Annotated in this window: 22 protein-coding genes; 7 read left to right on the forward strand and 15 right to left on the reverse strand. The window is 68.9% G+C overall.

From position 1 onward, the window contains the following. Positions 1–12: 12 nt before the first annotated feature. From ACFWF1_RS40160 to nirB, 6 genes are all read right to left on the reverse strand, one after another. Positions 13–726 (reverse strand): DUF6875 domain-containing protein, encoded by a 714-nt coding sequence (locus tag ACFWF1_RS40160; protein WP_379285544.1) that lies wholly within the window; start codon positions 724–726, stop codon positions 13–15. Continuing rightward, on the reverse strand, positions 723–5,048 hold the full coding sequence (locus ACFWF1_RS40165) for an amino acid adenylation domain-containing protein (RefSeq protein ID WP_379285545.1): 4,326 nt from the start codon (positions 5,046–5,048) through the stop codon (positions 723–725). The genes ACFWF1_RS40160 and ACFWF1_RS40165 overlap by 4 nt, the downstream gene beginning before the upstream one ends. Before the next feature lie 199 nt (positions 5,049–5,247). After that, positions 5,248–6,006: a sirohydrochlorin chelatase gene (locus tag ACFWF1_RS40170; RefSeq protein ID WP_379285547.1), complete on the reverse strand. Its 759-nt coding sequence runs from the start codon at positions 6,004–6,006 to the stop codon at positions 5,248–5,250. Further along, entirely contained in the window at positions 6,003–7,214 is a 1,212-nt protein-coding gene (locus tag ACFWF1_RS40175; RefSeq protein WP_379285549.1) for a uroporphyrinogen-III synthase, read from the reverse strand. The genes ACFWF1_RS40170 and ACFWF1_RS40175 overlap by 4 nt, the downstream gene beginning before the upstream one ends. 4 nt (positions 7,215–7,218) lie before the next feature. Continuing rightward, positions 7,219–7,620 (reverse strand): nitrite reductase small subunit NirD, encoded by a 402-nt coding sequence (gene nirD / locus ACFWF1_RS40180; RefSeq protein WP_379285551.1) that lies wholly within the window; start codon positions 7,618–7,620, stop codon positions 7,219–7,221. Positions 7,621–7,684: 64 nt separating this feature from the next. Next, on the reverse strand, positions 7,685–10,195 hold the full coding sequence (gene nirB / locus ACFWF1_RS40185; RefSeq protein ID WP_379285743.1) for a nitrite reductase large subunit NirB: 2,511 nt from the start codon (positions 10,193–10,195) through the stop codon (positions 7,685–7,687). 484 nt (positions 10,196–10,679) lie between these two features. Between nirB and ACFWF1_RS40190 the strand changes: the two genes are divergently transcribed. Continuing rightward, complete coding sequence (locus tag ACFWF1_RS40190) at positions 10,680–11,942, forward strand: YhgE/Pip domain-containing protein (protein WP_379285552.1); 1,263 nt, start codon at positions 10,680–10,682, stop codon at positions 11,940–11,942. Between the two features lie 35 nt (positions 11,943–11,977). Continuing rightward, complete coding sequence (locus ACFWF1_RS40195; protein WP_379285554.1) at positions 11,978–12,433, forward strand: hypothetical protein; 456 nt, start codon at positions 11,978–11,980, stop codon at positions 12,431–12,433. Positions 12,434–12,450: 17 nt separating this feature from the next. On the opposite strand, the gene ACFWF1_RS40200 is transcribed toward ACFWF1_RS40195, so the two are convergent. Then, positions 12,451–13,068, reverse strand: coding sequence for a WHG domain-containing protein (locus tag ACFWF1_RS40200; RefSeq protein WP_379285555.1), 618 nt, complete (start codon positions 13,066–13,068; stop codon positions 12,451–12,453). Between the two features lie 75 nt (positions 13,069–13,143). On the opposite strand from ACFWF1_RS40200, the gene ACFWF1_RS40205 reads away from it, so the two are divergent. Further along, on the forward strand, positions 13,144–13,449 hold the full coding sequence (locus ACFWF1_RS40205; protein ID WP_379285745.1) for an alpha/beta fold hydrolase: 306 nt from the start codon (positions 13,144–13,146) through the stop codon (positions 13,447–13,449). 62 nt (positions 13,450–13,511) lie between these two features. Here ACFWF1_RS40205 and ACFWF1_RS40210 read toward each other — a convergent pair whose 3' ends face one another. Next, a complete protein-coding gene (locus ACFWF1_RS40210) occupies positions 13,512–14,768 on the reverse strand; it encodes a CynX/NimT family MFS transporter (protein WP_379285557.1) in 1,257 nt (418 codons plus the stop codon). Between the two features lie 65 nt (positions 14,769–14,833). On the opposite strand from ACFWF1_RS40210, the gene ACFWF1_RS40215 reads away from it, so the two are divergent. Next, positions 14,834–15,505, forward strand: coding sequence for a FadR/GntR family transcriptional regulator (locus ACFWF1_RS40215; protein WP_379285558.1), 672 nt, complete (start codon positions 14,834–14,836; stop codon positions 15,503–15,505). Between the two features lie 214 nt (positions 15,506–15,719). Beyond that, entirely contained in the window at positions 15,720–17,228 is a 1,509-nt protein-coding gene (locus ACFWF1_RS40220) for an MFS transporter (protein WP_379285560.1), read from the forward strand. A gap of 76 nt (positions 17,229–17,304) precedes the next feature. Here ACFWF1_RS40220 and ACFWF1_RS40225 read toward each other — a convergent pair whose 3' ends face one another. The 3 genes from ACFWF1_RS40225 to ACFWF1_RS40235 form a co-directional block, all read right to left on the reverse strand. Next, positions 17,305–18,159 carry a TIGR02569 family protein gene (locus ACFWF1_RS40225; protein ID WP_379285562.1) on the reverse strand — a complete coding sequence of 285 codons (855 nt, stop codon included), beginning with the start codon at positions 18,157–18,159 and terminating at the stop codon, positions 17,305–17,307. Positions 18,160–18,255: 96 nt separating this feature from the next. Then, on the reverse strand, positions 18,256–19,422 hold the full coding sequence (gene moeZ, locus ACFWF1_RS40230) for an adenylyltransferase/sulfurtransferase MoeZ (RefSeq protein WP_379285747.1): 1,167 nt from the start codon (positions 19,420–19,422) through the stop codon (positions 18,256–18,258). 114 nt (positions 19,423–19,536) lie between these two features. Next, entirely contained in the window at positions 19,537–20,523 is a 987-nt protein-coding gene (locus ACFWF1_RS40235) for a DUF3152 domain-containing protein (RefSeq protein ID WP_379285749.1), read from the reverse strand. A gap of 504 nt (positions 20,524–21,027) precedes the next feature. Between ACFWF1_RS40235 and ACFWF1_RS40240 the strand changes: the two genes are divergently transcribed. Continuing rightward, positions 21,028–21,684: a TetR/AcrR family transcriptional regulator gene (locus ACFWF1_RS40240; protein WP_150402487.1), complete on the forward strand. Its 657-nt coding sequence runs from the start codon at positions 21,028–21,030 to the stop codon at positions 21,682–21,684. A 72-nt stretch (positions 21,685–21,756) separates the two neighbouring features. Here the strand turns inward: ACFWF1_RS40240 and ACFWF1_RS40245 are convergent, their stop codons facing one another. Together ACFWF1_RS40245 and ACFWF1_RS40250 are read right to left on the reverse strand one after the other, a co-directional pair. Further along, a complete protein-coding gene (locus ACFWF1_RS40245) occupies positions 21,757–21,984 on the reverse strand; it encodes a DUF3107 domain-containing protein (protein WP_040738278.1) in 228 nt (75 codons plus the stop codon). A 164-nt stretch (positions 21,985–22,148) separates the two neighbouring features. Next, positions 22,149–22,700 carry a YceI family protein gene (locus tag ACFWF1_RS40250; RefSeq protein WP_379285564.1) on the reverse strand — a complete coding sequence of 184 codons (552 nt, stop codon included), beginning with the start codon at positions 22,698–22,700 and terminating at the stop codon, positions 22,149–22,151. Between the two features lie 102 nt (positions 22,701–22,802). Between ACFWF1_RS40250 and ACFWF1_RS40255 the strand changes: the two genes are divergently transcribed. Then, entirely contained in the window at positions 22,803–23,639 is an 837-nt protein-coding gene (locus tag ACFWF1_RS40255; RefSeq protein WP_379285565.1) for a helix-turn-helix transcriptional regulator, read from the forward strand. A gap of 3 nt (positions 23,640–23,642) precedes the next feature. Here the strand turns inward: ACFWF1_RS40255 and ACFWF1_RS40260 are convergent, their stop codons facing one another. Together ACFWF1_RS40260 and ACFWF1_RS40265 are read right to left on the reverse strand one after the other, a co-directional pair. After that, positions 23,643–24,332: a ferritin-like fold-containing protein gene (locus tag ACFWF1_RS40260; protein ID WP_379285566.1), complete on the reverse strand. Its 690-nt coding sequence runs from the start codon at positions 24,330–24,332 to the stop codon at positions 23,643–23,645. A gap of 58 nt (positions 24,333–24,390) precedes the next feature. Beyond that, entirely contained in the window at positions 24,391–25,458 is a 1,068-nt protein-coding gene (locus ACFWF1_RS40265) for an alpha/beta fold hydrolase (RefSeq protein ID WP_379285567.1), read from the reverse strand. Positions 25,459–25,498 lie beyond the last annotated feature (40 nt).

Raw genomic sequence — 25,498 nt, forward strand, 5'->3', positions numbered from 1 at the left:
GACGCCCGGCATTCACCGGGCGTGTTCGCCGAACGAATGAACGCGCAGGTCGGTGATGGCAGCATCGGCGACATCGGCCATTTGCAGTCGCTCAGCAATCGACCAGCGCAGTCGGCGCGGGAGGTCGGGTGCGACCTGTGTCAGATACGCGTACAGCCATTCCGCGCGGCCGGCCAGGAACGGGAAATCGGTGTTCATCATCTTCCGGATCACCAGCATCGGCACCGGGGCGTCGAGTGGCCGGAAGTCCTTGTTCCACAGGCCGGATACGCCGCAGCCCGGATAGAATTGGCCGAGCATCAGGCCTTCCTCCACCACGGCGGTTTTGCGCGCCAGATGCACGGCGTCGACCAATTCGTGGCGGGTGAGTCCGGGAAAGAGGGTGACGGCGGTCAGCATTCGAGCGTCGGCGTCGGTGCGCAGGCAGCGATAGATCTCGAAGGCGTCGTCCACCGCCGCGGTCATGGTTTCGACGGTGAGGTCGTCGCCGCCGGGAACGGCTGCGGCCCACAGACTGTGGTGTGTCATCGTGTGGCGGACGAACGGGCACACCGGACCGTCGCGGCCCAATTGTGGGTGTGGGTGGACCAAGTGGTCGCTGAGGTAGCGAATCAGGGTGGCGGCGTCTGGATTTCGCCGCTCCCACTCCCCTGGATCGTCGAAGACGTTGCACCACTGCAATCCAGTGCGCGCACCGACGTGCCTGCGCGCGGTCGAGGCCGTCACGGCCCGCTCCGCGCGGCGGCGGGCACGGTGATGCGCTCGAGGTGCCTGGCCAGGATCGGGCCGATCTCGCCGACCACCGCCGCGTTGGTGAGCTGGGCGTGGGTGGCGGCCACCGGGTGTTCGATGAGGTCGCCGGTGACGAACGGGCGCCACAGCTCGGCGCCGAACAGCTCGGTCATGCCGCGGGTGGCCGAAAAGTACAGCAGGTCACCGTCGAAGACGCCGGGACGGTAGTGGTGCGAGAGGGCGACGCCGTCGACGTAGCCGCGATGCAGCCGCTCGAGCTGGGTCGCGGACAGGCCGGTACCGAAGGACGCACCCGCGCAGGCCAATTCGGCGGCGGCCTCGGCAGCCGTCAGCTCGGGCGCGGCATCGGCATCGTCGGGTTCGTCACCGAGCAAGTGGGTCAACAGGTCTCGCATGCGCGGCACCGGCGGCGGGCCGGCGCCGTCGGGAAAGACGACGCTGTCCAGCATGGCCAGCGCGGCGACCGAGGCGCCACGAGCCCGCAGCCGGACGGCGATGGCGTGCGCGATCTGACCGCCGAGCGACCAACCGAGCAGGTGATATGGGCCCTCCGGCTGGACGCGGAGCATCGCGTCGACGTAGGCGTCGGCGAGGTCATCGATGGTGCTGATCGTTCGGTCGGCGCCGGACAGGGTCGGCGCCTGCAGGCCGTACACCGGACGGTCGGTGATGTAGCGAGCCAGCCCGGCGTAGCACCAGGCCAGCGGGACCGCGGAGTGGACGCAGAACAGCGGTGGTCGATTTCCCTTGCGGCGCAGGGTGAGTAGGACGCCCAGTGCGTCGTCGGCGGTGTCGTCCGCGCCGTCGTAGCCGGTGATCCGTTCGGCGAGCGCCGCGACGGTCGGTGTGGTGTAGAGCCAGCGCACCGTCACCGGGACGTCGGTCGCGGCGGCCAGCTCGGCCGAGACCGCCACGCCCAGTAGAGAATTCCCGCCGAGTTCGAAGAAGTCGTCGTCCAGGCCGACTCGCGGGTGCCCTGTTGCCTTGCCGACGTGCTCGGCAACCAACTGCTGCGTTGCGGTCTCGGGAGCCCGATAGGGACGCGGTGCCACGACCGGCGACGGTAAGGCGGTGCGGTCGAGTTTTCCGTTGCCCGACACCGGTAGTCGATCGAGCTCGATCAGCGCTGATGGAACCAGTGCCGCGGGCAGCGTGCCGCGCAGTCTGCGCAACGTTTCGGCGGGATCGAACCGAATCCCCGCTGCCGTCACCACATAACCGACCAGCCTGGCCTCCGGCTGTCCGGCATCGGCGACGGTCACCACCGCATCCGCGATCCCCGGCTCCGCGCGCAGCGCCGACTCGATCTCCGCCGGTTCGATGCGCCGCCCGCGCACCTCGACCTGCCCGTCCATCCGGCCGAGGAATTCGAACGCGCCATCCGGGCCGGCGCTGACGAGATCGCCGGTGCGATACAGCCGTTGCCCGATACCGAACGGGTCGGCGATGAACCGGACGGCGGTGCCTGCCGGATTGCGGAGGTAGCCGTCGGCGACCCCGAGACCACCGAGGTACAGCTCACCTCTGGCACCCGACGGCACCTGCACCAGCCGCGAATCGAACACCACCGCAAGCACTCCCGGCAGCGCCGCGCCGATCGTGATGGGCTCGCCGGGCACCATCGCCGCCGTTTGCGTTGCCATGACGGTGGTTTCGGTCGGCCCGTAGCCGTTGAACAGGCGCACGTGCGGCGCCCACGCGCGCACCAGTTCCGCCGGGCAGGCCTCGCCGCCGACCACGACGGCCCGCAGGCCGGGCAGCTCGGCGGGTGTCAGGGTGGCCAGCACCGCGGGCGTCGTGAGGAAGTGGGTGCTGCCGCTGTCCTCGATCAGCCGGGCCAGCGCGTCGCCCGCGACCACCGACGGCGGTTCGACCACCAGCCGGGCTCCCGCCGCGAAGCAGGCGAGCAGTTCCAGCAGATGCGCGTCGAACGATGGCGCGTGCGCGTGCAGCACGACCGAATCCCGGCCGACCCCATAGTGTTCGGTGATGTAGCCGGTCAGCGACCCGAGACCGCGATGGGTGACCAGCACACCCTTCGGTGCCCCGGTGGTGCCCGAGGTGTAGATCAAGTAGGCCGGATGGTCGGGCCGCAGCGACCGTGGGCGTTCCTTGTCGTCGATCGGTGTGCTCGCCCGGCGATCGGCTTCCGCCATGGTCCGGGAGTCGTCGAGCATCAGCCAATGAATGCCGCACCTGCCCGCGCCCTTGCGGCCGCCGACTGCACCGTCGGCCCGTGTGTTCGGACGCTGTCTTCCGTCCCCGACGGGGATGGGTTCGACGTCGCGATCGGCGAAGGCGGTGTCGCATGGGAGATAGTCGCGTACCGCGGCGACCGTAAGCCCTTGCCGCGCTCCGGAATCCGCAATCACGTTCGCAATGCGATCGATGGGGTCGTTCGGGTCGACCGGCACGAAACACGCGCCGGCCTTGGCAACCGCCCACAGCGCGAGTACCGATTCGAGTGATCGCGTGATGGCGACCACGACGAACTCGCCGGGCCGAGCGCCGCCCGCCATCAGTTCGCGAGCCCATCGCGAAGACGTCTCGTCCAGCTCGCGGTAGGTCATCGTGCGGCTGCCGTCCTGTATCGCGACGGCGTCCGGCACGAGACCCGAGCCCAGCAGGTCAGGCAGCACTCGAATCGGTCCTGCGGGCGCCGCCGCCACCGGGGCGGGCGGCGTGAGGTCCAAAGCCGGTATCGGGCAATCGGATTCGGCGGCCAGGAAGCGGGCGAAGTAGTCGAGGAACATGCGGTGCTGCCAGGCCACCATGTCGGGCCGGTAGCGGGCCGGATTGGCGTGGAAGTCGATGCTGATCGAGCGTTCGTCGGGACCGGCTTGATAGCCGTTCACCAGCAGGTCCTCGACCGGACCGAGCGACAGCAGGCGCACCTGGCCGGTCAGTGGCCCGAGGCCGAACGGCTCGGTGAATCCGAGCGCGTTGACGACCGGCCCGAATCCGCCACGCACCACGTGGTGTTGCCCGCGGTCGAGTTGCATGTCCTCATACCGGTACCGCTGATGGCGCAGCGCGCCGATCACTCGCGATCGCACCTGGGCGATGACCGCGCCGACGGTGCCGGTGTTGATGCCGGCGAGCCGCAGCGGCACCACATTCGACATCGAGCCCGCCGAGCGGCGCAGCGCCGCGGTAGGACGCGCAGTGACCGGCAAGGTGAGTGTGACCTCGGCGCGGCCCGTCATTCGGGCCAGGTAGCAGGCAAAGGCGGTGACGACCAGTTCGGGGAAGGTCGCGCCGTGGCGGGCGCGGGCGGCGGCGACCAGTTCCGCCGTCGCGGCATCCAGTGTCGCGGTCACCCGGTGCGGTCGTGGTTCCGGTGCGGCGGGGCGCCCGGCCAGGCCGAGGGGTTCGCCGAGTGTTTGGAGTTGGTTGTGCCAGTACGCGCGGTCGGCGGAGGCGCGGGACGAATCCTGGTATCGGCGTTCGTCTTCCAACAGTTCGAGCACCGACATTGCCCGGCGGGCCTTCGGTTGGACCACATCCGGGGCTGTTGCCGAATCATGCTGTGCCGCACCGTTGTCCACCGGCGTATTGACGGCGGTCAGGGTTTGGATCGAACCCACTGCGGCGCTGCCGGATTCGCTGATCGGGGCGGCGTCCGCCGAGCGCCACAGCACCCGCGCGGCCGACCGGCGACCGCCGCCGCCCGACTCGCGCCCGGCTGACGTGCCGACGCGATCCGACGCCGGGCTCGACGAGTCACCGAGTCCCTGCCCCGCGACGACTTCCGAGCGGTAGAGCTCGCCCGTGCGACGCAACACAGCGGCGGCTCCCACGCCGTCGACGACGATGTGGTGACTGCGCAGATACAGCAGATGATGGTCCGGCGCTATCCGGAACACGATTGCGACGGTGAGATCATCGGTCCGCGGATCCAGCGGCGAGCTGTAGTCGCGTTCCATCTGATCCCGCGCCGCACCGATCGGGTCTGCCGCATCGGTCAGATCCGCGAGCCGTATCGGCAGCTCCGCCGCGTCGTCGACGTACTGCTGCGGGTACCCGTCGACGAGGCGGAACCGCAGGTTCGGCGACTCGAGTTCGCGGGCCGCGCGGCGGGCGCACCGCGACATCAGGGCGACGTCGAGCGGGCCGGTCAGGTCCAGGTACATCGCGACCGTGATCGGCACCGACGGCTGCAACTGCTGGGCCACCCACCAGCGCAGCTGCGCCGTCGACAATGGATACGTCGACCGTGCCGTTGCCGCCGTCCGGTCGAGCGACACGGCGTCGTCGGCTCCGGTCAACACGCCTCCCTCGGATTCGGAAGCCACCGCTGAATCGTTCACCGGCAAACTTACGGCATCCAAGCATGAACGAGCCGGAATTCCAGCACAATCGGCGCGTGCTGCGGCCACTGTCAGCACAAATGAATCAGATCGGGGCGTTCGGTCTGGCTCAGCTCGCCGCGATGAGTCCGCCGACATGGACAGCGCTACGCGATGGCATGCACCTCGGCAAACGCTTCCTCGTTCAGACGACGCGCGACCGCACCAGGTCCCGCGCGGCCGCCCGGTAGCGGTCGGCGATGAGCCGGACCACGGCGGGATGCACGCCGATGGGTTCGGCGACGCCGTCGGCCCCCGCCTCGTGCAGGCGCTGCTGAAACAAGCCGTGCGCCAGCAGATACGACGCGATGAACACCCGTTCGGCACCGGAATCACGGAGGGCGGCAACGACTTCCGGGACGCGAGGCGCGCCGGTAGCGATGTAGCCGAGACAGACCCGCGTGCCGAGGCGTTCGGTGAGCAGGGCGGCGGCCCGGCGAACATCCTGGCGGGCACGGGGATCCGAGGAACCGGCGGCGGCGAAGACCACCGCGTCGCCGGGGCGCCAGCCCGCGGCACGCAGGCGCATGGTCATGATCCGGGCCAGTGCCGGGTCCGGTCCCATCGCCGGAGTGACCGCCACCGCGGGGTGGCCGCTGTCGGCGACTTCCCGTGGGACGTCCTGATACACGTGATAGCCGGAGGCCAGGAACGCCGGAACGACCACGGCGGGAACGGATTCCCCCGCCGGATCGGTCAGATCGCGCAGCACCTCGGCGGGCGACGGACCGAGCACGTCGACGAAAGCGGTTCGCACCGGCGACATCCCGGGTAGCTCGGCATCGCGCCCCGAAATCGCGACGCCGAGCTCCCTGGCCACCGCCTCGGCCAGCGCGGCGATCATCTGCACCCCGCGAGTGCTCCTGGTGCCGTGCGCCACCAGCACTAGGGCGGGGTCGGTCACGAAGTCCCCAAGGTCTGCACGTACCGCGTCGGCGCGTCGACGACGGGCTCGGGCCGCGGGTTGTTGTCGATGCATTCGGCCGCGTCCAGCGCCAACCGGTAGCCGCGCTTGACCACCGTCTGAATCGCCTTCGGCGCACCGAGTCCCGCGCGCAGCCGCGCGATCGCGGTCTCCACCGCGTGCGTGTCGTCACCGCCGCCGGGCAGCGCGGCGAGCAGGTTCTCCCGGGACACCACCCGGCCCGGCTGCCGGGCCAGCGACCGCATCAGCGCCATCGGCGCGGGCGCGAGCTGACGTACCGCGCCGTCGACCACCACGCAGCCGCCGCGCACGCTGAGCGTGTGCCCGGCGGCGTAGATCCGGTTGGCCCGCCGCGGCAGTTCCTCGGCGACGTGCCGGGCGAGCGCGCCGAGCCGGGCACGTCCCGGCATCGATGTGGCCACCCCGAGCTCTTCCAGCGGCGCCGCGGTAATCGGGCCGACGCACGCGGCGAGCACCCGCCCGCGCAGCGCGTGCAGCACACCCTCGAGCAGCCCGGTTTCCTTGGCGCGCATCAACATCGACGCCACGGCGGGCGCGCTGGTGAACGTCACGCAGTCCAGATTGGACGTCACGATGGCCTCGATCAGCTGGTCCATCGGACCCTGATCCTCCGGCGGCATCCACCGATACACCGGCACCGGCACGACATCCGCACCGGCACAACGCAATACCTCGCAGAAGTCGGGCACCGGCTCCCATTCGGTGGTGGCGCCGTGCAGCTGGACCGCGATGCGCACGCCCTCCACGCCCTCGGCGAGCAGATGATCGAGCACCTCGGCGGAGGACTCCGACGCGGGCGACCATTCCTCGCGCAGTTCGGCGGCACGGATGGCGCCCTTGGCTTTCGGGCCGCGCGCCAGCATCCGGGTGCCGCCGAGCGTGGCACGCAGGTCCTCCGCGATGCCCCAGCCTTCGGCCGCCTCCATCCAGCCGCGGAAGCCGATGCCGGTGGTGGCCACCGCGATTCGCGGCGGGTCGACGATGAGCTGGCGGGTCACCCGCTCCAGCTCGGTGTCGTCGGCCAGCGGGATGATCCGGATGGCCGGGGCCGACACGATGTCGGCGCCGCGGCGCAGCAGCAGCGTGGCGAACTCGTCGGCCCGTCTGGCCGCGGTGATGCCGATGGTGAAACCGGCGAGGCAGGGGCCGGCGTCGGTGGTTGTCATGCGGTTACCCGTCCGAGGAAGCGAGCCCGGAACCTACCGGCTCGTTGGAGATCGAAACGATGCCGTCGGCTACGCGGACCGCGTACACCGGCAGCAGCGCCGATTCGTCGTCCAGGCAGCGCCCGTCGACCAGGGAGAAGGCCTGCTTCAGCAACGGTGAGGCGACGACGGGGACGCCGCCGCGGTCACCGACGATGCCGCGCGAGATGACCGCGGCCCGGCCGATCGGATCGATATTGCCCACGGCGTAGAGCATGCCGTCGGCCAGCAGGAACAGGGCGGCCTGGCGGCCACCTTTCAGCAACACCGCGACGCCGCGGCCGGGGATCAGGTAGTCGAGCCGGCACGCTTGCGTCCAACCGGTGGCGGTAACTGCGGCGATGCCGGGGGTATCGAGCACGGTCATGGGTGTCATCCTCCAATCGCCTTACCCATTGGTACAGGCGCCCTGTTTCTATGGGGTTAAGCGGTCATTTCCCGTGCGTGGCGACCGGAACGTCCGGCATCCCCAGCAGGACGGGCACCTTGCGCTCGCCGGTTTCGTCGAACGAGATTGTGGGATCTGTCTCATCCGGGGCGTTCACGAAGGAAACGAAGCGCGACAGCTTCTCCTCGTCTTCCAGTACGGCGGCCCACTCATCGCGGTAACCCGCGACATGCTGGGCCATCGACGCCTCCAACTCGTCGGCGATACCGAGGCTGTCCTCGCAGACGACCTGCTTCAGGTAGTCGATCCCACCTTCGAGGGCCTCCTGCCACGGCGCGGTGCGCTGCAATCGGTCGGCGGTGCGGACATAGAACATCAGATAGCGGTCGATGTATTTGATCAGCGTCTCGTCATCGAGCTCACCGGCGAGCAGCACCGCGTGCTTGGGCGAAAGTCCGCCGTTGCCACCGACATACAGATTCCAGCCGTGTTCGGTGGCGATCACGCCGACGTCCTTACCGCGCGCCTCGGCGCATTCGCGCGCGCAACCGGAGACGGCAAGCTTCAGTTTGTGCGGGGAACGCAGTCCGCGGTAACGCTTTTCGAGCAGCACGGCCATGCCGACCGAGTCCTGCTGGCCGTAGCGGCACCAGGTGGAGCCGACGCAGCTCTTCACCGTGCGCAGCGACTTGCCGTACGCGTGACCGGATTCCATGCCGACATCGACGAGGCGCTGCCAGATCCGCGGCAGCTGTTCCACTCGCGCGCCGAACAGATCGATCCGCTGACCGCCGGTGACCTTCACGTAAAGGTCGAATTCCTTGGCGATGTGGCCGATGGTGATGAGCTGGTCGGGGGTCACCTCGCCACCGGGCATCCGGGGCACCACCGAGTAGGTGCCGTTCTTCTGCAGGTTGGCCAGGAAGTGGTCGTTGGTGTCCTGCAGCGCGGCCTGCTCGCCGTCGAGGATGTGCTCGCTGGAGGTCGAGGCCAGGATGGAGGCGACGGTCGGCTTGCAGATGTCGCAGCCGGTGCCCTTGCCGTACTTGGTGATCAGGCCGGAGAAGGTACGGATGCCGGTGACCTGGACGATCTGGAACAACTCCGCCCGCGACTGGCCGAAGTGCTCGCACAGCGCCTTGGACAGCTCGACGCCGGACTGCTCCAGCAGCTTCTTGAGCATGGGAACGCAACCGCCGCAGGAGGTTCCGGCGGACGTGCACTTCTTGATACCGGGAATATCGCACGCGCCATCGGCGATCGCGCCGCAGATCGCCCCCTTGGAGACGTTGTTGCAGGAGCAGATCTGCGCGTCATCGGGCAGTGCGTCGGCGCCCAATTCCGCACCGGCGGGCGAGATCAGCGCGGCGGGCTCGGCGGGCAGCGGACGCCCGACCAGCGGGCGCAGCGCGGCGTAGGCGGTGGCGTCGCCGACCAGGATGCCGCCGAGCAGGATCCGCGCGTCATCGGAGACAACGAGTTTCGCGTAGGTGCCCTTGGCGGCGTCGTGCAGCACCACCGACAGCGCGCCCGCGGTGCTGCCGTGCGCGTCGCCGAAGCTGGCCACGTCGACGCCGAGCAGCTTGAGCTTGGTGGACATGTCCGCGCCGGGGAATTCGCCTGCGCCGCCCAGCAATCGGTCGGCGACGATCTCGGCGGTGGTGTAGCCGGGCGCGACTAGGCCGTAGCAGGTGCCCTCGACCGCGGCGCATTCGCCGATGGCCCAGACGTTCGGATCCGAGGTCCGCAAACCCAGATCGGTGATTATGCCGCCGCGCGGGCCGACCTCTAGGCCGCTGTCGCGGGCGAGCTGATCGCGCGGACGGACACCGGCGGAGAAGACGACCAGCGACGCCTCGATCACCGAGTCGTCGGACAGGCAGACCCGAACACCGTTGTCGGCCGCCTCGATCGACGCGGTGCCGACGCCGGTGTGCACGGACAAGCCGAGATCGGTGACCAGTCGTTCCAGGATCGCGCCGCCGCCCTCGTCCACCTGCGCGGGCATCAGCCGCTGGTTGAACTCGACCACGTGCGGCGTGAGACCGAGCAGCCGAAGCGCATTCGCGGCCTCCAGGCCGAGCAGCCCGCCGCCGACCACCACGCCGACGGCACCCGGTCCGGCGGCCTCAGCGGCCGCTCTGATGCCGTCCAGATCGTCGATGGTGCGGTAAACGAAGCACTCCGGCCGGTCATGCCCCGGCACGGGCGGTACGAACGGGTACGAGCCCGTGGCGAGCACCAGCGCGTCGTAGGCGATGGCGTCGCCCGCCGACGTGGTGACCTTGCGAGCGTCCCGGTCGATCGTCTCGGCCCGCTGCCCGAGCCGCAGCTCGACCAGCGCGTCCCCCGCGTACTCGTTACCGGGCAGCGCCAGCGCGGCGGTGTCCCACGCGCCCACGTAGGCGGACAGGCCGACGCGATCGTAGGCGGGCAGCCGCTCCTCGCTCAGCACCACCACCTGCCACTGCCCCGCCTCGTCCCGCGCGCGCAGCGCCTCCACGAACCGGTGCCCGACCATGCCGTGGCCGACCACCACCGCGGTCTTACGCAGTGCGGGTGCGACTGAGTGATGCGTCGGCGTGCTCAAGAAGGGCCTCCCATGATCCGGTTGGCCCCACGGTAGGAAACAGGTATTGCCGCCATGCTGCGCGCGATGACCACAGCATCAACGGTTGCTCACGGGTCGACAAATACCCACGTGAGTTCGGCGCTATGTTGCGCGAAAGTGACGCAACGATTTCCGCGCGCCACCAAAAGACCGACCTCGCAAAAAATCAGCCGGTGAGGTGTGACGCGAAAATCATGAACGCCGCCGCACCGCCCCGCAACTCGAACGGTGAGATCGGTCGGCGCTTCGCCGGCCGAGAACGACGCATGCCGAAAAATCGACCTCGGATATGACCGCCGAGCAGTTATGGGCGGCGTCACACGCCCTCATGTTGACGGTGTTCACATGCCCGGTTAAGTTAACGCTGTCAACATCACGGAGTGCCGGCGAACAACGCGCTCGACGAGCGAACCAAAGGACGAACGATATGCACGCCACCGCACTCCTGCGCAGCCCGAAGATCTGGATATTCACCCTGTTCGGCGCACTACTGGCCATCGTGCTGACCGTCGGATACCTCGGCGGCGCACTGGACACGGACACACCGACCCAACGGATACCCATCGCCTGGGCCGACACCGACCAGGGCGACGGCGCCCAGCACCTGGGCGCCACACTGACCGAGGAGATCCTGACCGGAGGCGCCCACGAGTCGGCGCACTGGCTGCCGGTCACCGACGAGGCGCAGGCCCGCGAGCTGCTCACCACCGGCACGGCCTATGCCGCAGTGGTGATCCCGGCCGACTTCAGCGCTCGCGTCGACGCACTGACCGACCCGCAAGCCCAGCCCGACGCGGTCCGCGTGACGGTGCTGACCAACCCGATCGCCGGCCCCGCGGCCAGCGGTACCGCCAACGGCATCGCACAAGCCGTGCTCGCGCGGCTGTCCCGGGAGCTGGGCGCGCGACTCGCCTCGGCGCACGCGGCGGATCCCGCGGCGCCGACCGGCCTGCTCGCGGCAGGTGGTCTGGCCGCCGACCCGATCCGGGTCACCCTCACTCCGGTCGGACCGGTCCCGGCGCACAGCGCGGGCGGAATGGCCGCGTTCTACTACACCCTGGTGCTGATCCTGACCGGATTCCTGCTCGCCCAGCTACTGCACTCCGGTGTCGACGGCGTGCTCGGATTCACGCCGCGAGAGTTCCTGCACAAGCGCGCTACCCACCCGCCGCTGCCGATCAACCGGGTGCACACGCTGCTGGCCAAGACCGGGCTGATGGCCGGCTGCGCGGCCGTGGCGGGCACGGTGATCGAGGCCGTCGCGGTGCTCGCGTTCGGCATGCCCGCCGAACATCCGCTCGGCCTGTGGGGTCTGTCGATGCTCGCGGTCGCCACCGCCGGTGTGCTGCCACTCGTCCTGCTGGCCGTCTTCGGCGCACCGGGCGCGCTGGTCGCCACGATTGTCCTTGTGGTGTTCGGAGTTCCGTCCTCCGGCGGCGCCTACCCACCCGAGCTGCAGCCGGAGGTGTTCCGGTGGCTCGGGCAGATCCTGCCGATGCGGCACACCACCGACGCCGCCCGCGACCTGATCTTTCCGGTCACCGGCGACGCGGTGATCGGCAGCGTCCTCGTCATCGCCCTGTGGCTGGTGGCCAGCCTTTCCGCCGGACTGCTCGTCACCGCCTTCTACGACCGCACCGGCCGCCACCGCGTCAGCGTCTACGAACGCACGCAGGCCGACCGCGCTTGAACCCACCGCACCCACCTCGAAAGACAGGACACGCCATGACATCTCCGACGCCCGAACCCATGACCGTCAACAGTTGGTGGGGTGCCGTGACCAAGACCGGCACCTGGCAGGTGCCCGCCTCGATCATCGCCACCTCGACGATGGGATCCATCACGCTGGACTTCACCACGGCCCAATGCGCGCACGACGAGGTCGAGATCCGCGTCGACTGCCGGGCAGGCAAGATCGTGCTGATCGTGCCGGACGAATGGGCAGTGGATACCGATCGGCTCAGCGCCACCGGCGCGGGCGTCGACCTGGCGCCCGGCCGCCGACCGCAACCAGGCATGCCTCGATTGCGGATCACCGGCCAGGTCACCTGGGGGCGCCTGGTGATCACCGGCCTGGCCGACTATCACAGCGAACAGGACGAGCGCGCCGCCCGGCGCGCGGCCCGCGACGACCGGCACGCCGAGCGGCGCGCGGCGCGTCAGCAACGCCACCACGGATGAACCGGACAGCCTGCGGCTCAACCGGTCAGCGCGTCGGTGATGAAGCGCTGGGTCCTGGTGATGGCGCGCTCTCGTTCGACCTCTCCGAGCGTGCTCAGCGGGCCACCGTCGAGCAGGAATTCGGCCAGGCCGTGCACCGTGACCCACACCGAGAGCTCCGCGCCGGGGCGCCGGGCGGCAGGCATGCGCCCGCTGCGCACCAGCTCGTCCAGCGCCTCGGACAGCAGGCGGAAGGACTCCGAGCCCGCGGCGGTCGGCGTGTGCTGATCGAACGCGGCTCGGAACCAGCCGGGCTCGGTCTCGGCGAAGCGCAGATACCCGCGCCCCAAGGCGTGCAGCCGGGCCAGACTCTGGTCGCCGGGTGCTCCCCCGTCGACGCGGCCGGGTACCTGCTCGGCGCGCATCGCCGCGGTGAGCGCCTGCTGCGCATGGGCTTTCACCGCGACCAACAGGTCGAGGTGGTTGGCGAAATGCCGATACGCGGAGGTCGCCGATACCCCGACTTGCCGCGCGACCTCACGTAGCACCACCGCCTGCGGACCACCGTCCCTGGCCAGCGCGACGGCGGCCGCCACCAGCGCGTTGTGCAGGTCGCCGTGGTGGTAGTGCTCCCGCCGGACCGACGAGCTCGCCATACGCAGACACCCCAGATTTCACCGTTGTTTTTCATCGAAACCACAAGTTGACACCGTCAACTTAGCAGCACCATCCTGGCCGACCACTTCCACGAGGTCTTCGCACCCGATGTCGACCCGGCTGCCGCCGCGGTGCTGGCCGCCACTCAGCGGCCCCTCGCCCTCGCCGGGATGCTCGAGCCCATGGGCGCGCCCGCGTGGCAGCGCCTGCCCGCCTACTACGTCCTGGCTACCCACGATCAGATGATTCCCGTTGCGGGACAACGGCTCATGGCCGAACGGATGAAGGCCACCACCATCGAGGTCGCCACCGGCCACGCCGCCATGCTCGGCGCACCCGAGGCCATCGCCGAGCTGATCGTCGCCGCCGCGGATCGATGACACCGGCACACTGATCGGTGCTGGTCGGAACCCACGGCCAGGCCGTGGGTTCCGCTGGTGGCTCAGTTCCAGGTGTCTTCGAGCATGCGTGGCTTGCAGGCCAGCCAGGCACCGGCGAGCAGCACCAGGACGGCCACGCTGAGCAAGGCGAAGGGGGCGAGCCAGCCGTCGGTCATCGAGTGCAGCACGCCGAACAGCAGCGGGCCGACGCAGGCGACCGCGTAGCCGACGCCCTGGGTGAAGCCGGACAGCGCGGCGGAGCCACCGGGGGTGCTGGTGCGCAGGTTGATCAGGGTCAGTGCCATCGGGAAGGTGCTCGGGCCCAGGCCGAGCAGCACCACCCAGAGGATGGGCACGCTCATCGGGGCGACGAGCAGTCCGACGAAGGCGGCGATGAAGAAGGCCGCGCAGCCGACCACGACGGGGAACGGATTGCGGAATCGTGTGACTACCGTCGGCGCGCTGAGCGCGGCGGCCAGCCCGACCACCGCGAACAGGCCGAGCATCGAGCCACCGAATCCGGCGCTTGCGCCGGCGTCGCTGAGGATCTTGGGCAGCCAGGTGAACATCGCGTAGGTGATCAACGAGGTCATGCCGAACATGCCCGCCATGCCCCAGGCGACCGGGGAACGCCAGACGCGTCCGGTGCGCGGCGCGTCGGCCGGCAGCGCGGTGGTGTCCACGACCTCGCGGCCGCGCCGGTCACGCAGCACGCCGAGCCACGGCAGCACGGCCGCGAAGCCGAGTACCGACCACAGGCCGAGCGAGAACCGCCAGCCGTGCGCATCGGCGATCGGTACCGCGACGAACGCCGGCACCACGGTGCCGAGCTGCACCATCATGATGTAGAGCGAGCTGACCACCGCGAGCCGATCGGCGAAGTAGCGCTTCACCAGCGGCGGGATCACCACGTTGCCGATGCCCATGCCCGCGAGGGCCAGGGCGGAGAAGACGAGGAGTTCGCCGGTGCCCGACAGCAGCACCCGGACCAACTGACCGAGGCCGGCCATCAGCATGGCGACCAGCGCGGTGCGCTCCAGCCCGAAGCGGCGCACGAGCACCGGGGTCAGCAGACCGGACACCGCGAACATCGCGGTCGGGATCATGCCGAAGACGCCGACGACCGCGGTGCCGTAGCCCACGTCGTCACCGATGCGCTCGGCCAGCGGACTGAACGCGGTGACCGCGACGCGGAGCGTGAGCGCGGACATAACGATGGCCGCGAGAACAAGGAGACGACCCTCCGTCAGCGCGCGCCGACGCTGCTCGACCTGCGGTGATTCCTGCTCGGTCGAGGTTTTCTGGAGGGTTGCAGTCACTGCGAAATCATAGGATGACCGGATGATAGGAGGCAACGATTTGTGATGAGCGGTACTCTATGCAGGTGCAACCAGTCCGGCGCACCAGCCTCATCGCCCAGGTCACCGAGCAGCTGCGTGCCGAAATCCGTTCCAGCCGTTGGCCCATCGGCTCCCGCATCCCTACCGAACCGGAGCTGACCGAGCTCACCGGAACGGGTCGAAACACCGTGCGCGAGGCCGTCCAGGCGCTCGTACACGCGGGGATGCTGGAGCGACGCCAAGGTTCGGGAACCTATGTGATCGCCTCATCCGACCTCGGCGGCACGCTCGGCAAGTACTTCGCCGACGCCGAAGAACGTGACGTCCTCGAACTACGCCTCGCGCTCGACACCACGGCCGCCGCGCTGGCCGCGCGCCGCCGCGACGACGGCGATATCGCGAACCTGCTGCAGCTGCTCAGCGAACGCGACAAGGCCTACAACGACGACAACCCGACCGCGATCGAGTCCGACGTCGAGCTGCACCGCGCCATCGTGGTGGCCAGCCACAACGCCGTCTACCTCGAGTTCTACGACTCGCTGCTGCCGATCATCGAACAGGTGATCCGGGCCAGGACGTTGAAATCCGACGACTCCTTCCCCGAGGCGCACGCCGAGCTGGTGCACGCCGTGATCGACGGCGACCCCCAGCGCGCGGCCGAGGCGGCCCGTTGCTTCCTCAACACCCTCATCGCCGAGTATCCAGAAGTACGATAGGACCGCTACCGCGTCGGAGCGGACGCCGAGTGTGCAACTCTCACTTGCCGTCTGCTCCGAGTGTGAGTCGGAATTGCCTCGAACGTCACGCGAAGCCACGGTGCCGCAACAAGCACGCCCTACGTTGTGAAACGACCGTAGCTAGGCAACTCGACTCCGCCGGCGGCGCCAGTGCCGCGATGAGGGCCGGTCGAGTGCGAACGAGAGGACGCCGATGACTGCCATCGCAGCCGCATCCGGCACCGAGTCGGATACCGCGACTGACGCTCCATCGGACCCACCGACCTTCCGGCACCAGACCCGCGGCCGCTGGCTGGAGCAGTGGGAACCGGACAACCTGAAATTCTGGGAGTCCGGCGGCGCGCAGACCGCGCGCAAGAACCTGATCTTCTCGGTGTTCGCCGAGAACCTCGGCTTCAGCATCTGGGTCATCTGGGGCACCGTGGTCACCAGCATGGGTGCCGCGGGCTTCGGCTTCCTGGCCGGGCTCGGCAAGGGCGACCCGACCGCGGTGAGCAACGCGCTGCTGCTGTCGTCGACCCCGACGCTGGTCGGCGCGGCACTGCGCATTCCGTACACCTTCGCCATCCCGAAATTCGGCGGGCGGGCCTTCACCGCGTTCAGCGCGGCGATGCTGCTCATTCCCACGCTCGGCCTGGTCTACTTCATCAACCAGCCGAGCACGCCGATGTGGGTCTTCATGATCCTGGCCGCGCTCGCCGGTGTCGGCGGCGGCAACTTCTCCTCGTCGATGTCCAACATCAACTTCTTCTTCCCCGAGGGCAAGAAGGGCGCGGCGCTCGGCGTCAACGCGGCCGGCGGCAATCTCGGTGTGGCACAGACGCAATTGGTGCTGCCGCTGCTGATCACGCTCGGCACGCACATCATGGCCAAGGATCCCGGAGGCTACCGCTTCGGTATCACGCTGTCCATCCTGGTGTGGATCCCGTTCATCCTGCTGGCACTGTTCGGCGCGCTGCGCTACATGGACAGCATCGCGACGGCCAAGTCCGACGGTAAGTCCTACAAGCTGGCGCTGACCAACCAGCACACCTGGGTGATGGCGGTGCTCTACGTCGGCACCTTCGGCTCGTTCATCGGGTTCTCCTTCGCCTTCCCGACGCTGATCAAGGCCAACTTCCCCAGCCTGGCCAATATCGGCTGGATCAGTACGATCGGCAACCTCGCCTTTCTCGGCGCGTTCGTCGGTTCGTTCAGTCGTCCGTTCGGCGGCTGGGTCTCCGACAAGATCGGCGGCGCCAAGATCACCCTGTGGGTGTTCGTCGGCATGGCGGTCGCGGTCGCGCTGATCATGGCCTCGCTGGAGCTGAAAAGCTTTCCGCTGTACCTGATCTCGTTCCTGGTGCTGTTCGTGATGACCGGCATCGGCAACGGCTCGACCTACCGGATGATCCCGACCATCTTCAGCGCGATCTCCAAGAAGTACGCCGCCGAGCACGGCCTGGACATCACCGAGTCGACCGCCTCCGCGCGGCGGCAGGCCGGTGCGGCGATCGGTGTGATCGGCGCGGTCGGCGCGTCGGGCGGCTGGGTGCTGCAGCAGGCGTTGCGGTTGTCCAACACGCACTATCACACGATGGCCCCGGCGTTTTGGGGTTACGCCGTGGCGTTCCTGCTGATGGGCGCGGTCACCTGGTGGTTCTACCTGCGGTCCTCGTTCGCCGTGGACCGAGTGCCGTCGCTGGCCTACGCCAAGATCTGACCGACACAACGCATAACGCAAGTCGGCCGTCGAAAGTCAGGGATGCACAAGACTTTCGGCGGCCGACTGCTGTGCGTCAGAGCATGAGGCGGACCATGTCCGCCGTGCGCGCCAAACCGGGGAACGCCTCCGGCGTCGAGCGCGGATGCAGCGCGTGTACGGCGAGCCGAAACATGACCGCGCGCAACAACATCTGCGGCCATTCCGGCAGGTCCCGCCAGCGCTCCAGCAGTCCGTCGTCGGCACCGCCCCAGGCCAGTGCGTCCACTACGATCACCCCGGCCGCCCACGGCGCGGGCCGCCAGTACGGCGTGATGTCGGTGAGGCCGGGCGTGAATGTTCCGGCGAACAGCACAGTCCCGAACAGGTCGCCGTGCACCAGTTGGGCGGGCGTCTGCACCGGCTTGCGCAGGGTGGCCAGCTGGCCGATGAGTTCCATGCTGCGCTGTCCGTCCGGCGAATCCGCCGACGGTAGTGTGCCGCCCGCGCGCAGGCTGCGCAGCGGCACCGCCTCCCAGGCGGCCCGGTCGGCGGCGACGAACACGTCCACATCGACCCACGGGGCGACGGGCGGCTGCACCAGGAAGCGGGGCCGCTCGAGATGTGTCGTGGCCTGATGCAGGCGCAGCGACACCGAAACCACCTCGTCGTGCCGGGGTTCCGGGATGCCTTCCAGATACGTGTCGGCCCGCCAGCCGGAGACCACATAGCGGCCGTCGGTCGCGCGCACCGGGCGGGCCAGGCGCAACCCGTCCACCTTCAGCGTCTCGCGCACCTTGGCCGACCACGCCGCACGTGCGTGATCGGCGACCGGGCTGAGCACCACGTCCCCGAACCGCCAGCCACCTTCCCAGTCGCCCAAGGTGACGGGGGAAACCTCGCGTAGACCGAACGTGGAGCGCACGTGCTCGGGGGGTTCCACAGAAGTCACGGCCGTACCGTACCGCCGGGGTGGACGCTGTACAGGACGCCGCGCCGATACGCAACCCCGACCGCTCGGGCCGGGGTCACAGCGTCCTTCGGCCGATCAGTAGACGGGCAGTGACGGGTCGATCTGCCGCGCCCAGGCGATGACTCCACCTTGCAGGTGGGTGGCGTCGGAGAAGCCGGCGCGTTTGAGGGCGGCCAGCGCCTCGGCGGAACGCACACCGGTCTTGCAGTGGAGCACGATCGGGCGATTCTGCGGGAGCTCGGACAGCGCCTCGCCGGACAGGATGCGGTCCTTCGGAATGAGTTTCGCGCCCTCGATGTGCACGATGTCCCACTCCACCGGCTCGCGCACGTCGATCAGCTCGATCTCCTTGCCCGCGTCGAGCAGATCCTTCAGCTCGCGCGCGGTGACCGTCGAGTCGGCCGCGGCGGCCTGGCCCTCCTCGGACACCACCCCGCAGAACGCCTCGTAGTCGATGAGCTCGGTGATCGGCTGACGCTCCGGGTCGCGGCGCAGCTTGATGGTCCGGTAGTTCATGTCCAGTGCGTCGTACACCATCAGCCGGCCGAGCAGCGGCTCACCGATGCCGGTGATCAGCTTGATCGCCTCGGTCACCATCACCGAACCGATGGACGCGCACAGCACGCCGAGCACGCCACCCTCGGCGCAGGACGGCACCATGCCCGGCGGCGGGGCCTCTGGGTAGAGGTCGCGGTAGTTGATGCCGCGCCCGTCCGGCGCGTCCTCCCAGAAGACCGAGACCTGGCCCTCGAAGCGGTAGATGGAGCCCCACACGTAGGGCTTGCCCGCCAGCACCGCCGCGTCGTTGACGAGGTAGCGGGTGGCGAAGTTGTCGGTGCCGTCGACGATCAGGTCGTAGTCGGCGAACAGTTCGACCGCGTTCTCCGGCTCCAGCCGGATCTTGTGCAGCCGCACCTCGATGCCGGAGTTGATCTCGAGGATCGAGTCGCGCGCACTGTCGGCCTTCGGGCGGCCGATGTCGGACTCGCCGTGGATGATCTGGCGCTGCAGGTTCGAGGCGTCCACCTCGTCGAACTCGACGATGCCGAGGGTGCCGACGCCGGCGGCGGCCAGGTACAGCAGCGCCGGGGAGCCGAGCCCGCCCGCGCCGATCACCAGCACCTTGGCGTTTTTCAGTCGCTTCTGCCCATCCACGCCCAGGTCGGGAATGATCAGGTGGCGGCTGTAGCGGGCGACCTCGTCCTTGGTCAGCTCCGCGGCCGGCTCGACCAACGGCGGCAGGGACTTAGGTGATGACACGTCCAGGACTCCTCGAATCGAATGGGTCGATCTCGGTATACAACACCCGCGATCAGACCGTTCTTCCCGACCTATCGTCGCGCACCGGGGAACGGGTCAACCGCGGGGGTACGGCCAGGGGTTGAAGCGGCAGCGCTTGCCGTCCATCGGCACCACGCCGTCCGGCTCGAGGGCGGCGATGTCGTTGTTCTTGGTGCCGAAGGTCTGCTGCATCATCACCGGGGCGAGGCCGCCGTCGGTCTCGCACGGCTGGTGCTGGTGGTAGCCGATGGCGTGGCCGACCTCATGGTTGATCTGGTACTGCCGGTACGAGCCGATATCGCCCTCGAACGCGAGCGCGCCGCGCACCCAGCGGACCTCGGACAGCACCACCCGGCCGAGATCGGCGTTGTAGCAGGACGAGTCGATCGGAATCTCGAAACCGCACGCCTTGCGGCTGGATTCGCGGGAGGTGAGCGAGACGCGGAAGTCGGTGTCGCCCTGGTCGACCCGGCGGAAGCCGAACTTTTGGTCGTGCGTCCAGCTTTTCGGGTTGGCGAGGGTGGACTCGATCAGCTTCGCCACGGACTGGTCGCCACCGAAGCCCGACGTGTCGACGCCGTCCTCGATCTCGACGGTGTAGCGGAAGACCGAGTCGCTGCCGGTGCCGATCTGCGCGGTCGACCCCGGCACCACATGCCAAGTGCCCGTGCCGGTTTCGGCGAAGCTGCCGCCGTCGGGCAGCGCACCGGTCGGCAGGTCGGCAGGAAAGTGGCCGTCGCCGGTCGGCCCGCCGATGATGCCGTTGCTCGCGGCGCGTGGACTCAGGTGGCCGAGGCCGGGCATGCCGCCGACCGTGGTCGCCGGGTCGGAACCGCGTACCGCGTCGACGACCACCAAGACCGTGACCGCGAACAGCACCGGCAGCGCATACGCGCGCCAACCATAGGTGGAGACGAATCGTCCCAGGGCGCTTTGCTTTTTGACGCTGCGGTCGGGGCGATCCCTGGTGCGGCCCTCGGTGGCGGCGGTGGGATCCCAACTGGCACGCAGTGGTTGGTGCGAACGATCCGGCTGACCGTAGAGGCCGAGCGGGTCGTAGATCTCGACGCCGTTGCGGTCGCGTCGCGGTGCGGGTGAATCAGGCTGAGCGGCAAGGGGATCCGCCGATCCCGTGGCGCCGTCGGAGCGGGCGGCACGGGCGGGTCGACGGCCTGCGCCGTCCCCGGCATCGAGCGGTGGCGCAGCGCCGGGGCGGGCTGCTGCGCCAGGTCGTGCGTCCGGCCTTGACCTTGCCACGGGTTCCGACCCTACGGAACCGGGCGCGCCGGGGCCAGCACGGCGGCGCGAGTCGCGCCCGCCGCCGGACGTGACCGGCGGATCGGCGTGCCGCTCCCCGGGTCGGTCGGCGCGGAAAGTCACGAACACCAGGTTCTCACAGGACGCAAGCGCCGCCGTCGGGCACGCCACATCGGCCGGCGGGTGCGACATTTGTCACCGCGTTCCACCAGTTCTCCGGGGCCGGTCGGCGGCCGGGCAACAACCGAGTATCGTTCTTGGGATACCCGGTGCTTACCCCTTGCCGGGGAATCAACTGGGAGAGCCGAAATGACTGACCTCGTGGACCGGATGGCGTCCCGTAGATCGTCGTCCGAGCCCGCCAAACGCGGCACCCGGCTTCCGCGTGACGAGCGACGTCTGCAGCTACTCGCGGCGGCAAGCGAAGTCTTCGTGCAGCGCGGCTACCACGCCGCGGGCATGGACGAGATCTCGCAGTGCGCCGGAGTGAGCAAGCCGGTGCTGTATCAGCACTTCACCAGCAAGCTGGAGCTGTATTTGGCGGTGCTGCAGAACTACGTGGACATGCTGGTGTCCAGCGTCCGGCAGGCGCTGCGGTCGACCACCGACAACCGGCAGCGCGTGCGCGCCGCCGTGCAGGCCTACTTCGATTTCGTCGACAACGAGATGCAGGGTTTCCGACTGGTCTTCGAGTCCGACCTGACCAGCGAGCCGCAGGTGCAGCGCCGGGTCGAGCAGGCCACCGAGGCCTGTGTCGACGCGGTTTTCGATGTGGTCGCGCACGATTCCGGCTTGGACCCGTACCGGGCGCGGATCCTCGCGGTCGGCCTGGTCGGCGCAAGCCAGTTCACCGCGCGCTACTGGCTGGAGGCCGACCGGCCCATCCCGAAGGAGGAGGCCATCGATACGACCGTCTCCCTCGCCTGGGGTGGTCTGTCGCGGGTTCCACTGCACCCGATCGACTGAGTGCTCTGAACAAAGCGAGCCCCTGCATCCGAAGGTTGCAGGGGCTCGTTGCTGTCGGCCTGGGCCGAGAAATCAAACGGTAGCGAAACCGACGCGGCCGCTCGTCACGGTGCCGATCTCGACGTAGGCGACCTTCGAGGCCTGGATCAGGAACTTGCGACCCTTGTCGTCGGTCAGGGACACGACGCCGCCGCTGCCGTTCAGCGCACCGGACACCAGCGCCTCGACCTCTTCCGGGGTCTGCGAGCTGTTGATCAAGAGCTCGCGCGGGCTATCCGAAATACCGATCTTGACCTCCACGGCCAACCTCCGAACGTAAGAGTCCTGTGCTGTCGATCCAAGGCTAGTGCAGGGCAACGCCGTGTCGGCACACACCTGCCTGCGCCCTCAGCGAACATGGCAGCGGGTCGCTCACACAGCAGCGGCCCGCACACCGTTGTGCGGGCCCGCTCAGCGTGGGGGTCTTACTTGGGCTCGACGAGCTGGATCTCGAGCTCGATGTTCACCTTGTCGCTCAGCATGCCGGGCAGCAGGCCGCCGACGCCGAAGTCGGTGCGCTTGATGGTGCCGGTGGCGGAGAATCCCGCGTGGTTGTCGCCGGTGGCGCCGAACTCCTGCACGCCACCCCACTCGACGTCCAGGGTGACCGGCTTGGTGATGCCGCCGAGCGTGGCCTCACCCTCGACCTCGAAGCTCTCCGCGACCTGCACCGGGCCGTTGGCGCGGAAGGTGAGCGTCGGGCGGTTCTCGGCGTCGAGGAAGTCCGCGGTGCGGATGTGCGCGTCGCGGTCGGCGTTGCCGGTGTCGAACGACTCGAGGTGGATGGTCGCGCCGATGGTGGCGGCGCCCGACTCGTCGACCACGAATTCGGTCTCGAACCGGGTGAATCCGCCGCGCACCTTGGAGATGCCGAGGTGGCGAACGGTGAAGGCAACCGACGAGTGCGCGGTGTCCAGGGTCCAGGCGCCGGGCTTGAGCGACTGGGTGGCCGTGGTGGATTCGGAAGAAGTTGTCATACCAACCACCTTTGCCGGACCACGGTCCGTTAACCAGACCGCCGTTATCCTGGACCCAGCAGGGCGAGGCTATGCCTCCTAGGACACGGCACGATGGGACCCATGGCACGCAACGGATTCGCGGAATTCCTCATCGCTCGGCGCGCTGAACTGCGGCCCGGCGACGTCGGCATGCCGGAGGGCAAGCGACGCAGGACGCCGGGGTTACGCCGCGAGGAGGTCGCCGTCCGCGCGGGAGTGAGCGCGGATTATCTGGCCAGGCTCGAGCAGGGCCGCGACACCAACCCCTCGGTGGCGGTGGTCGACGCCCTCGCCGACGCGCTGTTGCTGCGCGGCAACGAGCGGCACCACTTCAGCATGCTCGCGCTCGCCTCCGGCAACGAATCACGTTGCCCCGGCAGCGAATCCGCCGAGGAGAAGATCGCCGACACGATCCAGTCGATCCTGCGCGCCTTGCAGCCGACCCCCGCGTTCGTGGTCGGCCGCCGGCTCAATGTGCTCGGCTGGAACGCGGCCTGGGCCGACTTTGTGGCACCGCTCGGCCTGCTCGACACCGAGGGGCAGCCGAACCTGGCCTGGTACACGTTCCACGATCCGACCGCGCGACATGTGCTGCGGAACTGGTCCGAGGCGGCGGACATGTTCACCGCCGCGCTGTCCCGCGCCAAGCTGCGCTGGCCGGGTGACGACTCGCTGCTGGAAACGATCGAGGCGCTACGGCGCAACCCGGATTTCGCGGCCCGGTGGAAGCCACATCACGTCGGGGCCCGGGTTTCCGGCATGCTGCACATCGATCATCCGGTGCACGGTCTGGTGCAGGTCCCGTTCGAGACGCTCGAGGCCGACCGCGATCAGAGCGTCATCGTGTGGCTCACCGATCAGGCCCAGGCCCAGACGCACGGCCTGCGACTGGTCCGACCGGCTGCCGTCAACGAATAACTATTAGATGCCGAGCTTCACCATGCGCTCGGCATGGCTGGCCTGCATCCGCTCGAACAGCGCGGCAATGCCGTTGAGGTCGCCCGCGGCGCCGAGTACCAGTTCGGTGAGCTCGTCGCGCTGCGCCATCACGTACTGCGCCTGGGTGATCGCCTCGCCGAGCAGGCGCCTGCCCCACAGGGTGAGCCGGTCGCGTTCGGAGCGGCTGGTCGCGACCGCGCGCCGCACCTCCTCGACAACGAATTCGGAGTGGCTGGTCTCCGCGAGCACGTCGCGGACCACCTCGGCGACCTCGGGCGGCAGCGCGCCGGCGATCTCGTTGTAGAAGTCAGCGGCGATGCCGTCACCCACGTAGAACTTCACCATCGACTCGAGCCAGGTCGAGGGGTCGGTGGACGCGTGATAGGCGTCCAGCGCGCGCACGAACGGCGCCATCGCGTCGAAGATGTCGACGCCGCGCTCGGCCAGCGCCGACTCCAGCGCGTTGAAGTGGCCCATCTCGGCGGAGGCCATCTTCGCCACCGCTACCTTGCCGCGCAGCGTCGGCGACAGCTTGGCTTCCTCGGCCAGCCGGTAGAACGCGGAGATCTCACCGTAGGCGAGCACCGCGAACAGATCTATGACGCCGGGATGGTCGGCGAGGTCGGAATCGGTCGACGTAACACCCAGCGCGGCAGGTGACTGTGCTCCCATGACCACAGCCTAGTACTCGTCGACGGTCACGCCGATGGTGCGCGAAACTTGTCCGATTTCACGCGGTCTCCGCCAAGAACTTGTCCAGATAGGCCCACGTCGAGTTGCGCGCGTCGGGCCCGGTGAGGATGCCGAGGTGGCTGCCCGGCGAGGTTTCGTAGCGGACCGAGGCGGCGCCGGTGAGCGTCCGCAGGCCCGCCTCGACGGCGGCGGCCGGGGTGATCACGTCGGTGGGACCGCCGACCAGCAGCACAGGGGCGCTCACCTGGGCCAGTTCGATGCGCCGCGTGCCGAGGTGCACGACGCCGCGGCCGATGTCGTTGTTCAGGATCAACCTGCCCCACAGCTGGTTGTAGAAGCGGCCGGGGTAGCCGGGCATGTCGGCCATGAAGCGGTCGATGGTCTCCATCCGCGCCAGCGTCTCGGTGCGCGCGATATTGCTGGCGACGAACCACGGGCGGGTCAGTTCGCGGTCCCAGGCGGTGACCTTGTAGGCGATTCTGGTCAGCGGCGCGGGCACACCGCCTGCGGCACGCACCAGAGCCGAGGTCCCGACCCCGCCGGTGAACTTGGCCACCGCGCGCAACTGCGGGATGCCGGTCATCTTGTCGTAGTCCAGCGGTGCGCCGACGGCGGTGATGGAGCGGATCGGCAGCTCGGGATGTGCGGCGGCGGTGAGCAACGCGAGCGTGCCGCCGAGCGACCAGCCGACCAGGTCGACCGGTCGGCCGTCGCGATCGGCGGAGGTGCGCAGCACCGCCTCGGGCAGGATCTCGTCGATCCAGTCCTCGAAGCCCATCCGCCGATCGCCGAAGGTGATGTCGCCGTAGTCGATCACGTACGGCGAGCGGCCGGTCTCCAGCAGGAATCCGGCCAGGCTCTGGTCCGGGCGCAGGTCGAAGCAGCTGGCGGGCGCGGCCAGCGGCGGCACCAGCAGCACCGCGGAATCCGTTGCGGCCGCAGCATTTTCGGCATCACCAGGGCGATGCTCGAAGCGGCGCAGCTGGCGATGCGGTTCGTCCCAGAGCACCGTGGACGGGGTGGGATCGGGCGCCTCGACGCCCGAACCGAAGGTCAGGGCCCACGCGTTGCGGGCGGCGGTCGTGACGGTGTCCGCGATATTCACCCCGAAAATGTCTCACATCTCGGTACCGGCGGTAACAGGC

The sequence above is a fragment of the Nocardia sp. NPDC060255 genome, from assembly GCF_042727395.1.
Lineage (GTDB): Bacteria > Actinomycetota > Actinomycetes > Mycobacteriales > Mycobacteriaceae > Nocardia.

Excerpts from the sequence above, each read along its gene's own strand:
- ACFWF1_RS40175 (WP_379285549.1), bottom strand. The coding sequence starts at position 7,214 with ATGACAACCACCGACGCCGGCCCCTGCCTCGCCGGTTTCACCATCGGC.
- nirD (WP_379285551.1), bottom strand. The coding sequence starts at position 7,620 with ATGACCGTGCTCGATACCCCCGGCATCGCCGCAGTTACCGCCACCGGT.
- ACFWF1_RS40190 (WP_379285552.1), top strand. The coding sequence starts at position 10,680 with ATGCACGCCACCGCACTCCTGCGCAGCCCGAAGATCTGGATATTCACC.
- ACFWF1_RS40195 (WP_379285554.1), top strand. The coding sequence starts at position 11,978 with ATGACATCTCCGACGCCCGAACCCATGACCGTCAACAGTTGGTGGGGT.
- ACFWF1_RS40200 (WP_379285555.1), bottom strand. The coding sequence starts at position 13,068 with ATGGCGAGCTCGTCGGTCCGGCGGGAGCACTACCACCACGGCGACCTG.
- ACFWF1_RS40220 (WP_379285560.1), top strand. The coding sequence starts at position 15,720 with ATGACTGCCATCGCAGCCGCATCCGGCACCGAGTCGGATACCGCGACT.
- ACFWF1_RS40240 (WP_150402487.1), top strand. The coding sequence starts at position 21,028 with ATGACTGACCTCGTGGACCGGATGGCGTCCCGTAGATCGTCGTCCGAG.
- ACFWF1_RS40250 (WP_379285564.1), bottom strand. The coding sequence starts at position 22,700 with ATGACAACTTCTTCCGAATCCACCACGGCCACCCAGTCGCTCAAGCCC.
- ACFWF1_RS40255 (WP_379285565.1), top strand. The coding sequence starts at position 22,803 with ATGGCACGCAACGGATTCGCGGAATTCCTCATCGCTCGGCGCGCTGAA.
- ACFWF1_RS40260 (WP_379285566.1), bottom strand. The coding sequence starts at position 24,332 with ATGGGAGCACAGTCACCTGCCGCGCTGGGTGTTACGTCGACCGATTCC.